The following is a 12,841-nucleotide window of genomic DNA, read 5'->3' as shown; positions in this document are numbered from 1 at the left end:
CTTAATGTAAAAATGTAATTAATTGTGAGTAAGAAAAGTAAGTCCGGTGACTTTGGTTTTCAAGTACATTGTATAATGCAAATCTACACTTATTTTTGAATTGTGCAAAATTTATGTTATTTTTGCCAAGAATTTAATATTCAATGCTACAGAGAATACAGACTATTTGGACACTATTAGCAGTTTTAGCTGCTGTTTTTCTTTTCATTACAGGACAGGATGTTGTTGTTTTTGGTACCCTTCCGGTGCTTAATATTGCATGTATTGTCCTTGTATTAGTAGGAGCATTCAGTGTTTTTAGTTTCAAAAACAGAAAAAGACAAATTCTGCTGAATACAATCAGCATTATTATAAACGCTTTGTTGATTGGTGTATTGGCGTACTGGTTACTAAACTTACCCGGAGGAATTCAATTTCCTGAGAAGGGTATTGAGCCGATTTTCCCATTGATCGCGGTGATCTGTCTGCTTATTGCAAACATTTTCATTCGCAGAGATGAGAGGCTCGTAAAATCTGTAGACAGACTTCGATAGCCTTACAACGATTTTTTGAGTGAGAACAGTTCCTTTTCAGGAGCTGTTTTTTATTGTATACCATTATATATAATTCGACTTCTTAATAAAGAGTTGATTAAAATGGTATTATACACAGAAAGCCAAGGCTTTTCATTTAATGGCTTCCTATTTTATCCGATCCATATAAATTATGTACCTTCCTGCAACTTTTCGGCGAATGATGCGACAGATTACGTAACTTTTAATTTTAAAGACAATGAAAAAGCTAACTTATCTTACTTTATCCCTGTTTTCAGTTTTTACTTTTGCACAGGATGTTTCAAAAGAAAGAGTAAAAACCATACTTTCTACTTTGGCTTCCGATGAAATGAGAGGCAGAGAAATCTGGACTCCGGAAAATGAAAATGCAGCCAACTATATCGCCACTCTTTTCAAAGAAAATAACCTTGAGTATTGCACAGGAAATTCTTATTTGATTCCATTCGAATACAAAGGCAAAAAAGCGTATAATGTATGTGGTGTAAAAAAAGGAAAAACAGATAAATATCTTGGTTTCTCAGGACATTTTGATCATATCGGAACCAGTAATAAATCCGGAGATAATATTTATAACGGAGCTGATGACGATGCCAGCGGCATTACGACTCTGGTAGGAATTGCCGATTATTTTAAAAATAAAAAACCTGACTTCTCAATGGTCTTTATGGCTTTTAATGGGGAGGAGAAAGGAATGTTGGGTTCAAGAGCCATTTCAGAAGATAAAAATCTGGATAAAATTTACAACAACATGACAGCTCTTTTCAATTTTGAAATGGTCGCTACGGAATCACAATGGGGTAAAAATGCGTTGTATATGACAGGAGACGGATTTTCAGATCTGGATGAATTATTTAATAAAAATGCAGTCAATGGATTAAAAATTAACGCCGATCCTTACGCAAGGGAACAATTATTTTACCGTTCTGACAATGTAAGTTTCGTTAAAAAGAAAATTATTGCCCATTCTTTCTCTACCGTTGATATGAGTAAAGCCACCCATTATCACCATGAAAATGATGATGTCAATATTGTAGATTTTGATAATATGACTCAGATCATCAATAATTTTGGAAAGACTTTGGAAAAATTAAATCCTCAGAATTTTAGCCCAAAATACAACGATCAGGTAAAATTTAATTAATTTCATTACTATAAAACCGCCCTTAGTGCGGTTTATTTTTTTTAGTAACATTTTAATAAAACAGTATTATATTCTATATTTTTAAAAAATCATAACAGGATCATACTCAGTTGTAACAAAAGCATATTCTTCGAAACATATTAATTAAAGTAAAATAGGATTAAGAACGTCTTATCTTTTAATTTTACGTAATTTTGCTATCCAATTTTTTCATTGAATGAACGAATATAAAAAAATCTTAAAGTTCGCGAGACCGCATCAAAAATACATCTACGGAAGTTTATTTTTCAATATCCTGTATTCCGTATTTCAGATTGCTTCCTTAGGTACTATTTTACCTGTATTAGGGATGCTTTTTGGGACTATTAAACCTGAGAAATATGAAACAGCACCTGTTTATTCAGGAGAGTTTCTCGATTTCTTCTCTTATGTGAAAGATTACTCCAACTACTATATTCAAAGTTTAGTGACTGAATATGGTGCTTTGAATGTTCTTGCATGGCTTTGTATCATTACGGCATTTATGTTCCTGTTGAGAAATATTTTCAGATATTTAGGTTCATTCCTGTTGATCAATTATCGTGTAGGGGTTACAAAAGACCTCCGTGGAGCAATGTACAGAAAAGTACTTTCTTTACCGGTATCATTTTTTACAGAAAGCAGAAAAGGAGATTTAATGTCCCGTATGTCTAATGACGTAGGTGAAGTTGAAGGGAACATATTAGGAAGCTTGGTTGAGCTTATCAACGCTCCGTTTATGTTGATCAGTACCTTAGTGAGTTTATTCATCCTAAGTCCTGAAATGACCCTTTTCTCATTATTGGTATTGCCTGTAATGGGAACAATGATCGCTTTAGTCGGAAAAAGCCTTAAGAAAGATTCCCATGAGGCACAAAATGAAATGGGAACCATTTTTTCTATTGTAGATGAGACCCTGAAATCTTCCAAAGTCATTAAGATTTTTAATGCTGAGAAGATCATGGACAACCGTTTTATGAAGTCTATGAACAAATGGATTTCAAGCTCTATCAGCCTGGGAAGAAAGAAAGAATTAGCGTCTCCGATGAGTGAATTTTTAGGTTCCATCACATTCTTAATCATTGCATGGTACGGAGGAAAACAAATTCTTGTTGAACAGAGCATCTCTCCTGCTGATTTCCTTGTTTTCCTTGGATTATTTTTCCAGATCCTGCCTCCTGCAAAAAGTTTATCAACTTCCATTTCTAATGTACAGAAAGGAGAAGCTTCTTTAAAAAGAGTGCTTGAAATTCTGGATGCAGATGTAAAAATTGAAGAAGTTGCAGAGCCGGTTTCTATCTCTACCCTGCAAAATAATATTGAATTTAAAAATATTGGATTCTATTATGACAAATCCAATCTTATTCTTAAAAATTTCAATCTGACCATTCAGAAAGGAAAAACCGTTGCATTAGTAGGACAAAGTGGAAGTGGTAAAACAACCATTGCCAATCTTTTGGCCAGATTCTATGATGTTTCGGAAGGAGAAATTCTGATTGACGGAACAGATATTAAGCATCTGAAACTACAGGAATATCGTAAGCTTTTGGGAATGGTAACTCAGGAGTCTGTATTATTCAATGATTCGGTGTACAATAATATTTTAATGGGTAAACCTGATGCTACGAGAGAAGAAGTCATTGCCGCGGCTAAAATTGCCAATGCCGATGATTTTATTACCAATCTTTCTGAAGGGTATGATACCAATATCGGGGATGATGGGAATAAGCTTTCCGGAGGGCAAAAACAAAGGGTTTCTATAGCAAGAGCCGTCTTGAAAAATCCACCGATCATGATTTTGGACGAAGCGACATCTGCTTTGGATACAGAATCTGAAAGATTTGTACAGGATGCACTGGAAAAAATGATGGAAAACAGAACTTCTTTAGTGATTGCACACCGCCTTTCAACGATTCAGAAAGCAGACTGGATTGTAGTGATGGAAAAAGGTGACATTGTAGAACAAGGTACCCACCATGATCTTATTGCTAAAAAAGGAATGTATAACAAACTTGTTGAGCTCCAGAATTTTGACTAATTATTTTAAATCACAAAAATGAATCCCATACAAGAGTATTTCTACAGAATCGAAGAGCCTGAAAGAAGTACTCTTCTTTTTTTACGGGAAAAGATCTTAGCCTCGGATACAGAACATATTACAGAAACGTTCAGTTTCGGGCTGCCCTTTATCAAATATAAAAAGAAAATGCTGTGTTATTTCTACTACAGCAAAAAGTATAAAAAACACTACATTAGCTTCTACCACGGTGACAAACTGGATTATCCAGAATTGACCCAAGACGGGAGAAAGAAGTTTAAGATTCTTTTAATTGATGTGGAAAAAGATTTGCCTTTGGATTTTATTCTCAGCCTGCTGGAAGAAATTAAAAAGTATATAAAATAAAAACTCCGGGACGATAAATCGTCCCGGAGCCTCCTTTAAAAACATCATCATTGTGTATTTATCCCGTTGAATTCAGATTTTTGAATAGCCCAAGCTATCATATTAGCAAACAATATCGAGTTTTGCACCTGCATACTGCCTGCTGAGAATCCATTTCCTGCATATCCATAGGCTGACTTCTGAACCGGAAAATACCCTCCCGAACCTGGCGCTACAAAAGGCTCAATTGTATTACTGTTAAATTGGCTTCCGTTCGCATTTTCATTACTTAAAAAACCTCCGTCGCCAAACCATACAAAATTTAAACTATTGTTTCTCAATCCCGAGATTCCTGTTCTTGTAGTAGTATTGTTAATCGGCTGAGCATAGCTGTAAGGAATAAAGCCACTTGTTAATCCCGAAACATTTACCGTTGTCGAAGCATCTTCACCCCAGTTTTTCCCTCTTACATCTCCAAAAGGACCGTTCAAAATAGGATCATCCGTATTCGCTAGTGCATATACAGATCCCGCTCCGGCTCCATATGAAGTTGAAATAGTAGGATCGGAAAAAATCCCCAGGAATAAATTCTGAGCAGCAACCGTATTATCGGTAAGGGCAATGACAACTCCCTTTTTATTCAGATAATTTGCAATATATCCCGCTTCGGTAGCATCCGGAGTATAATTATACCCAATAATTACAATATCAGGTTTATTGTTAAGAGCTGTTTGAACCGCTGCTGAAGACGGCGAATTCCCTAGTGAGATGTGATTGAAGCCCTCGTATTTCACAATACTCGATGCAGTGGTTCCAAAATTAGAGGGCGAATCCATCAGACTTCTTGATGGTCCGGTATAGGCACTGTAACCATATGCTGTTTCAAGTCCCAGGTGCAATACGGTCTTTTTGGGGATAACCACAATCACATTCACTGAACATGTGGTAGATACTCCGCCCTGACTATCTGAAGTCATGGTTATTGTTTTTACAGAAGTAGATGCCGGAGTTCCGGTTCCACTTAAAGTAATATTCTGATTTCCCGTTGCAGTAAATGTTCCTGAACCGCTAAAGGAAATTCCGTCAACCGTATTCGTTGTAATCGTATAACTACCTATTGCTGAAACATTGACAGGCAATGTAATTGTATTCGAAGCAGAAAGAGCTGTCCCTACTTTATAAACCCCGTTTACCGTTGCACTTCCACAGCTCATTGTATAAGTTCCTGCAGGGCTTAGAACAGAAATAGAAATGGCTGGGGTACAGGTTACCTCGGTTCCATTGGCTTCGAGTGTTACATTGTCCGTTTGAATTGCTTGTGGAGTACCCTGTCCTAAAACCTGTACTTTCTGAACTCCTGTATTGAGGAAAACCCCGGTTCCATAGAAGTTGTATCCGTTTGAGGTTGTTCCTGAGATGGTATAATTCCCAACTTTTGTGACGTTAACAGATATCGTAAGATAATTTGAGTTCGTAAGTTCTTTTCCTTTTACATAGCTTCCCATCGCCTTAGAAACAGAACAATCTACAGTAAAAACGGCCTTACCTAATTGGCCACAGACACTTTTCCATTCATTATCTGCAAGGCTCCAGTAGTTGAAGCAATCTTCAGTTGTATTGTAAATCGTAAGTCCATCATCTGCAGGCTTATTAATTACAATTGCATTTCGTTGTAATTCAGTGATCCGGGGAATAAGAATTCCTTTATTATTACTTCCAGAAACCACATCCAACACGGAGTTCAAATTGGGCGAGGAAGTATTGATCCCTACAGCACCGTTGTTAGTCTGTGAGTAGAATTTCCCAAAAAATAAAAACAGGGCAAAAAGCAAAGTCTTAATTTTGATCGTTGTAAATTTTTTCTTCATCATTTAAGAGTTATAGTTGTTTAATCATTACGGTTTTTAATTCAATCGATTTATTGAAACAAAATTATCATGCAGAATCAATCACAACATCAATATCATCTACGCAATATCACTCACGCGTAGTAAAACTCAAAAACTTCCAAATATTTACAACTACAAAAAAGTATGACAAAAGTGAAATACGAAATAACAAAACAAAAAAAATGATCCGATTTTTAAAAATGGGATCAATCTCTGCTTATTTAAAAAAATAATACCTTTCCATTACATACAAAAACAGTATATAAAGTTCATATCAATCCTTAAAAATAGCTTTCCATCTGGCAATCGTATTTCTGCTTATTTTAAAATGATTACTAACATGACTGTTTGTAAGCTTATGTTTCTTCTGATAAACCAAAATTTCCTTAATAGATTTTTCATCATACGAACGAAGCCTCTGATTATTAAGCTCTACCAGCTGATCGGGATTATCGAAAATCAGCTGATTAAACTTAAAAATATCAATTGCTGACCGCAGCTTTTCCAATTTCTTCAAAATTACCGGATCTAGTAATTTTTCAGGGCATTTTTCCCGAAGCAAATCGGTATAAATTTGTTTGTAGTCGGGATTCATATTATGTTTTTTTAAGCCATTTATATAAGGTCGTTCTGGGAATCTTATATCTAAAAATCACATCATTAATAGACATCTCTTTTATTTTTATTTTTTCCAGTATAAAATCTTTAACTTCCTGTGTGTAAATGTTTTTTCTAAAAATCATAGTCGTCTCCTTTTCCTTTATTACCTTGTCAATTCTTGAAGTCGGAGCGTAAAGTATCAAATGTCCGGTATAAAATCTGAAAAAATCGAATTTTAAAAGCTTAGACCATTTCAACAGAATATCAGTATCAATTGCTTTTTCATGATACATCTTTTCTACTTCCTCTTCCCGACGACCCAGAAACTTAACGATTCTTTCTAATGGGATCTGGTGCTCATCTACTTTCGATTTGATCAAATTTCCAATATGGATTTCCTTCATATTCACTGTTATTCTATTTTTTATTTAAAAATATTGACAATTACGCTGACGAATACCATTCTTTCCTTCTCAATACTACGCACGCGTAAGAATAATCATCACTCACTTTTTCATACTTTGATCAGAAAACTATTGATATTGATTTCGGAAGACACATTCAACTTTTTCCGTATTCTGTATTTTTTACTTTCTACCGCACGGATACTATTATTGGTACATTGTGCTATTTTTTTGGTGTCAAAATCAAGCTTCATTAATGCACAAAAATAAAGTTCGGAATGAATAAGATTTGGATTAATCTTCAATATTTCAGGAATAAAATGTGGAAAAAATATCTGAAATTTTTCAAAAAATATCGGTGAATTCGTTTCCGCCAAACTTAAAATTTCCCGGATGTTTTCTTCTGTAAGATGATTGATCAACATTTGATGTTTCATCAGTTCAGTGTTTGTTTTTACAAGATCTTTAATCGTAGAATCCTTCATTTTTTGTTCAACAATCAGCCCTTTTATTAATTCGTCTTTTTGAGTAATAAACACAATATCCATCAAAAAAGAGGCAATGGAAAATAAGATATTCCACAGTCTGATAATTTTAAAATCATCTTTTTCCAGAAACCTGCTTTTAGGAAGAAAATCAAAATCAAAATACACACAAACGATAAAGTTGATGCTAATAATGAAAGCAATAAAAAGTATCGAAAAAGAATCCTTTTTATAGTTTAGAAAAAAAGGAACCGCAAACAAAAGACAAAAATAAAAATATTCTACTCCTGCATTTTTATAGGTATAAATATTAAAAAAGCTAACGATAAAGGTCAATAAAACAAAAATGCTAATAATCACTGTTTTTAAAACATTCGTGAATCTTCTGGTTTTTCCCTTGATAGCCATTAAAAACAGGAAAAAAAAAGTGATGACGGTCAAAAATGTTGAGATGAAAAGATCCCCGAAAAGAGTAATTATTACAATAGAGTAAAACAGAAAAATGAAAAACAGCAATAGTAAATACCTGTTAATAAGATTTACATAATTACTTTCGAAATCGTCGTCTATTTTCTCTGCTTCAGCATTGATCATTTTAAAGAAAAACTTATAAATCATCGTGTTGTTTTTAATATTCTTTATACAAACCCACCTGGGCATTTATACGTTTTAAAATTCTTCATAATAACATCTTGTAAGCATAACAAAATGACAAAACAAATTAGTTTGTCTGGATTTTTACGATAAAGAAAATGTGACTTATGTGTTTTTTTAATGGCAACTGAACTATTACAATTGGCTATTAAAAATATCAAATATAAATATCAGTCTTAATAAAAAATTTAATATTTATGAAAAAATAAATTAAATTTTAAAATCAAAAACAACAAATTACGTTGTGTTTTACCACTGCAAAATTATTTATATTCACAAAAAGCATTTCACGAAACACTACTTAATTATACTCATGCGTAATAAAACTCAGTGTAAAAATTAACAGCTGAACATCATGCAAACAAAAAGAGAGGACTGTATAGCCCTCTCCAATATTTTATGGTGAAAATAAATTTCTTACTTCTTCAATTTGGCAACCACATCCAAACCACCTTTTGTAATATCTCCGATCTTACAAACGATCTCAGTGTCCAAAGGCAGGAATACATCCATTCTTGAACCAAATTTAATAAATCCGAATTCATGTCCGGCTTTTGCCTGATCTCCTTCATTACAATAGAAAACGATCCTTCTCGCCACATATCCCGCAATCTGTCTGAAAACTACTTTGTGATTCGTCTGCGTTTCCACAGCTACGGTAGTTCTTTCATTTTCTGTAGAAGACTTTTCATGCCATGCTACCAGATATTTTCCCGGGTGGTATTTTTTGTAGATCACTTTTCCGGTCACCGGATATCTACAAATATGTACATTCAGTGGAGACATGAAAATAGACACCTGAATTGCTTTCCCCTGAAGGAACTCATTCTCTTCTACTTCCTTGATCATAACTACTTTTCCGTCCACCGGTGCGATGACATTTTCTTTGTGATCAAGAATAGTACGGTCAGGAACTCTGAAAAACCAGAATACCAAACAGTAAATAACCAACAAAGGTACAATGATCACCAACGACCACATTTTAAGGAAATAAATAGCTAGAGCTCCCACTATCAAAAACAGAATGGTAGCTACGGTAATTGTTCCTTTTGATTCTCTATGCAATTTCATGAGACTATATAAATTTTTCTAAAATAAAGTACAAATATACGACAGGAACACAGATTATGAAACTATCTAATCGATCTAAAACTCCTCCATGCCCCGGAATGATGTTTCCACTGTCCTTTACACCGAAATTTCTTTTCAGCTGACTCTCTACCAAATCACCTAACGGAGCAAAGGCAGCGACTAAAAATCCGACAACCATCCAGTTTCCTCTGAGCTCGGGCTGATAATGTTCAATGAAATATGATAAAACTAAGGTCAGCACCACTCCACCTGCATATCCTTCCCATGTTTTCTTAGGGGAAATTTTAGGCGCCATTTTATGCTTTCCAAAGAATTTTCCTACCAGATAGGCAAAAGTATCACTGCTCCAGATCAGAATAAACAGAAATAAAACTTCCAGAGAGAAGCTGTCATTATAACTGGAGAACTTAGGTAAGCCTAATGCAAAACTAAACGGAAGAGCCACGTAAATGACCGAAAAAATAAGTTTTCCGCTATCATAGTACAATTCGTTAGGAAATTTAAATAAAGTCACCACAGCAATCCCTATTAAGACCAGCGCGAGGATCTCACTCAATCTGAAATCAAAAAAGAAATCGTGATGAAAATATCTTTTGGAAAAAATATAGAAAATAAAAATAGCCAGTGGAAAGACTACCCATTTTTCATACCCTTTTCCAAACTTCATGACTTTGATACATTCCCAGATACCAACTACCAGCAAAAGACTCATTAATCCATGATACAGATATTGCTGTTGAATAAGGCCGGGAAATATATTGTTAATTAGTTGTGCCCCTAGCGGCGTTGTACAAAGAATGATAACAGCTACATATACTAAGCCTGAAACGGTTCTTTGAATTAGATTTTTGTCCAAAATTTAAAATTTAGAAGTGGGTGCTTAATCTTCAAGCAATAATAAAAACAGTTTTGTATTGGAATTGGAAGAACTGTCCATTTTAGACTGGCTTCCGCTGATGGAAGTAAGGTTCTTGATATTTCCGTTCCTTTTTATTTTCCCCATTGCATCATTCAGGTTGTTTACGATCTGTGAAACATTGGCAATGATAATAATCTTATCCGGCAGCCTTGAAGAGTGGTAATGAAGAATATTGTTATGAGAAAGCATAATCCTTCCGTCATAGGCGATCAGGTATTCACAAGTGATGAATGCTGCATCATTAGACGGTTGCAATTCTGAAGTATAAGAAGACTTCACAACATTTAAAAAGTTCTGAAGTTCTTTGTCCCAGCAGAAAAGGTTTCCTATACCTTCTATCTTGATAATTTGATTTAAAGTTTGTAGAGCCTCCGCTTCATCTGCACAATAATTAAAAAATCCCCCCGAATGCGTAAATAATTGCGCAAACTTATAGTCGAGATCCGCATTTTTGAGCGAATCTCCTAGCTTCTCCAGACTCTGTTTGTCCTCTTCCTCAGGCTGGTTGGTTAGTTTGCTTACAATCCTCTTGAATAAATTCAACTTAATCTATTTTTAGTCAACTTTATACAAAAATAGAAAATAAATTACAATAGAATCTAATAATGTCCCTTAAATATGAAAAAACCTGACAATTTTAAAGTTGTCAGGTTTTATTTGATCTATTTTTAAAGAGTTTTAAAGCTGCGTCGGGCTTTCTGGTGCCTGTATTTCGCTTTCCTCTTCTTTTTCTTTAATTTGAGGAGTGTTCAATACTTCCACTTGTTCTTTTTCAGGAATTGTATTGGTAACGGGTTTCTCTGTCAATTCAGGATCCCATGCTCTCTTACCGAAAATTTCTTCTAAGTCTTCACGGAAGATCACTTCTTTTTCTAAAAGCTTATTTGCCAAAGCATCAAGCTTTCCTTTATTTTCTTCCAAAATTCTAACTGCTCTCTCGTATTGATTTTCAATGATTGATTTAATCTCTACATCAATTTTTGTAGCCGTTTCTTCAGAATAAGGTTTTCCGAAAGAATATTCAGACTGGCCTGAACTGTCATAGTAAGAAATGTTTCCGATATTCGGGCTTAATCCGTAGATGGTAACCATTGCCTGAGCTCTCTTCGTTACCGTTTCCAAATCAGAAAGGGCTCCTGTTGAGATATTATTGAAAATCACCTGCTCTGCAGCTCTACCTCCCAAAGTAGCACACATTTCATCCAGCATCTGTTCAGTAGTGGTCAACTGTCTTTCTTCAGGAAGATACCATGCAGCCCCTAATGAACGTCCTCTCGGAACGATCGTTACTTTTAAAAGTGGAGAAGCATGTTCTACCAGCCATGAAATTGTAGCGTGTCCCGCCTCGTGGTAAGCCACTCTCTTTTTCTCAGATGGCTTAATGGCCATATTTTTCTTTTCAAGACCACCGATGATTCTGTCTACAGCATCAAGGAAGTCCTGTTTTGTGACAGAAGTGTGGTTATATCTCGCTGCAATCAATGCCGCTTCATTACAAACGTTTGCAATATCTGCTCCACTGAATCCCGGAGTTTGTTTTGCTAAGAAATCTCTGTCAACATTATCATCAAGCTTGATTTTCTTCAAATGAACGTCAAAAATCTCTTTTCTTTCGTGCAATTCCGGAAGATCTACATAGATAGAACGGTCAAAACGTCCGGCTCTCATCAGGGCTTTATCAAGGATATCTGCTCTGTTGGTTGCAGCCATCACAATGACATTAACGTCAGTTCCGAAACCATCCATCTCAGTAAGAAGCTGATTCAGGGTATTTTCTCTTTCGTCGTTTCCGCCTGAGAAGTTGTTTTTCCCTCTTGCACGACCGATTGCATCAATCTCATCGATAAAGATAATCGCAGGAGATTTTGCTTTTGCCTGTGCAAAAAGATCTCTCACTCTTGATGCTCCTACTCCAACGAACATTTCTACGAAGTCAGAACCAGAAAGGGAGAAGAATGGAACTTTAGCTTCACCTGCTACAGCTTTTGCCAATAATGTTTTACCTGTTCCCGGAGGGCCTACTAAAAGAACACCTTTAGGGATTTTACCTCCCAGTTTGGTATATTTCTCAGAATTTTTCAAGAAGTCAACAACTTCCTGCACTTCTTCTTTAGCACCTTCCAATCCTGCAACATCTTTAAATGTTACCTGAATTCTTTCTTTTTCGTCAAAAAGCTTCGCTTTTGATTTCCCGATTGAGAATATTTGTCCTCCAGGACCTCCGCCACCGCCCATCTTTCTGAAAAGAAGGAAGTAGAACAATCCCAGAATAGCAATCCAGATTAATGCAGATATAAGAATATCTGCAAAAGGACTTTTTCCGGTTCCGTAATCTTTAGCAGTTTTAATAGCCGGATCGGTCGATTTGATCTGTTCAAATTTCTGAAGGAAAAGTTGAAGATCCCCATATTTTACAGAATAATCTGCTTTTGGGGCCATATCTAAAGCTGAAAAAGGATTATTTTCCTTTCCGGTTTTGGAAACCATTGCTGATTTTGCTTCTTTGGTAAGGAAAACATCAGCTTTCTCTATGTCTTTGTATATAATAATATTCTGGACTTTTCCTGCCTGCATTTCTCTAAAGAAACCATCTTCATCAATAGTTTTTGCCGTATCTCCACCAAGAAAAGTGGAACCAAAATAAAGCAAAAGAGCTACGACTGCAATTGGAAAGAACCAGTTGAATCCTTTGTTATTCATTT

General features: G+C 35.3%; 12 protein-coding genes. 4 read left to right on the top strand and 8 right to left on the bottom strand.

The genetic code is table 11. The features are described from left to right. The first annotated feature begins 143 nt into the window (after positions 1-143). From EG342_RS06770 to EG342_RS06755, 4 genes are all read left to right on the top strand, one after another. The gene (locus tag EG342_RS06770) at positions 144-533 is read left to right on the top strand and encodes a DUF4293 family protein (protein WP_103288984.1); all 390 of its coding nucleotides are present in this window, start codon (positions 144-146) and stop codon (positions 531-533) included. Positions 534-771: 238 nt separating this feature from the next. Then, complete coding sequence (locus EG342_RS06765; RefSeq protein WP_103288983.1) at positions 772-1,695, top strand: M28 family metallopeptidase; 924 nt, start codon at positions 772-774, stop codon at positions 1,693-1,695. A 217-nt stretch (positions 1,696-1,912) separates the two neighbouring features. Beyond that, complete coding sequence (locus EG342_RS06760) at positions 1,913-3,751, top strand: ABC transporter ATP-binding protein (RefSeq protein ID WP_103288982.1); 1,839 nt, start codon at positions 1,913-1,915, stop codon at positions 3,749-3,751. An 18-nt stretch (positions 3,752-3,769) separates the two neighbouring features. Further along, the gene (locus EG342_RS06755; RefSeq protein ID WP_103288981.1) at positions 3,770-4,117 is read left to right on the top strand and encodes a DUF1801 domain-containing protein; all 348 of its coding nucleotides are present in this window, start codon (positions 3,770-3,772) and stop codon (positions 4,115-4,117) included. 47 nt (positions 4,118-4,164) lie between these two features. On the opposite strand, the gene EG342_RS06750 is transcribed toward EG342_RS06755, so the two are convergent. From EG342_RS06750 to ftsH, 8 genes are all read right to left on the bottom strand, one after another. Beyond that, positions 4,165-5,967: a hypothetical protein gene (locus EG342_RS06750; protein ID WP_103288980.1), complete on the bottom strand. Its 1,803-nt coding sequence runs from the start codon at positions 5,965-5,967 to the stop codon at positions 4,165-4,167. A gap of 292 nt (positions 5,968-6,259) precedes the next feature. Continuing rightward, positions 6,260-6,580: a transposase gene (locus EG342_RS06745; protein ID WP_103288979.1), complete on the bottom strand. Its 321-nt coding sequence runs from the start codon at positions 6,578-6,580 to the stop codon at positions 6,260-6,262. Position 6,581: 1 nt separating this feature from the next. Beyond that, positions 6,582-6,989 (bottom strand): transposase, encoded by a 408-nt coding sequence (locus tag EG342_RS06740; protein WP_317126841.1) that lies wholly within the window; start codon positions 6,987-6,989, stop codon positions 6,582-6,584. A gap of 110 nt (positions 6,990-7,099) precedes the next feature. Next, positions 7,100-8,092 carry a helix-turn-helix transcriptional regulator gene (locus EG342_RS06735; protein ID WP_103288977.1) on the bottom strand — a complete coding sequence of 331 codons (993 nt, stop codon included), beginning with the start codon at positions 8,090-8,092 and terminating at the stop codon, positions 7,100-7,102. A 453-nt stretch (positions 8,093-8,545) separates the two neighbouring features. Beyond that, positions 8,546-9,199 (bottom strand): phosphatidylserine decarboxylase family protein, encoded by a 654-nt coding sequence (locus EG342_RS06730; RefSeq protein WP_103288976.1) that lies wholly within the window; start codon positions 9,197-9,199, stop codon positions 8,546-8,548. 4 nt (positions 9,200-9,203) lie between these two features. Then, positions 9,204-10,076, bottom strand: a complete 873-nt coding sequence (locus EG342_RS06725; protein WP_103288975.1) for a phosphatidate cytidylyltransferase — start codon at positions 10,074-10,076, stop codon at positions 9,204-9,206. A gap of 24 nt (positions 10,077-10,100) precedes the next feature. Continuing rightward, positions 10,101-10,682 carry an LUD domain-containing protein gene (locus EG342_RS06720; RefSeq protein ID WP_164465156.1) on the bottom strand — a complete coding sequence of 194 codons (582 nt, stop codon included), beginning with the start codon at positions 10,680-10,682 and terminating at the stop codon, positions 10,101-10,103. A gap of 135 nt (positions 10,683-10,817) precedes the next feature. Further along, entirely contained in the window at positions 10,818-12,839 is a 2,022-nt protein-coding gene (ftsH, locus tag EG342_RS06715; protein ID WP_103288973.1) for an ATP-dependent zinc metalloprotease FtsH, read from the bottom strand. Between the last annotated feature and the right edge of the window lie 2 nt (positions 12,840-12,841).

This window comes from Chryseobacterium lactis, assembly GCF_003815875.1.
In the GTDB taxonomy this organism is placed as follows: Bacteria; Bacteroidota; Bacteroidia; order Flavobacteriales; family Weeksellaceae; genus Chryseobacterium; species Chryseobacterium lactis.
The sequence above is the reverse complement of the archived record's forward strand: the minus strand, read 5'-3'. Positions and strand labels throughout refer to the sequence as shown.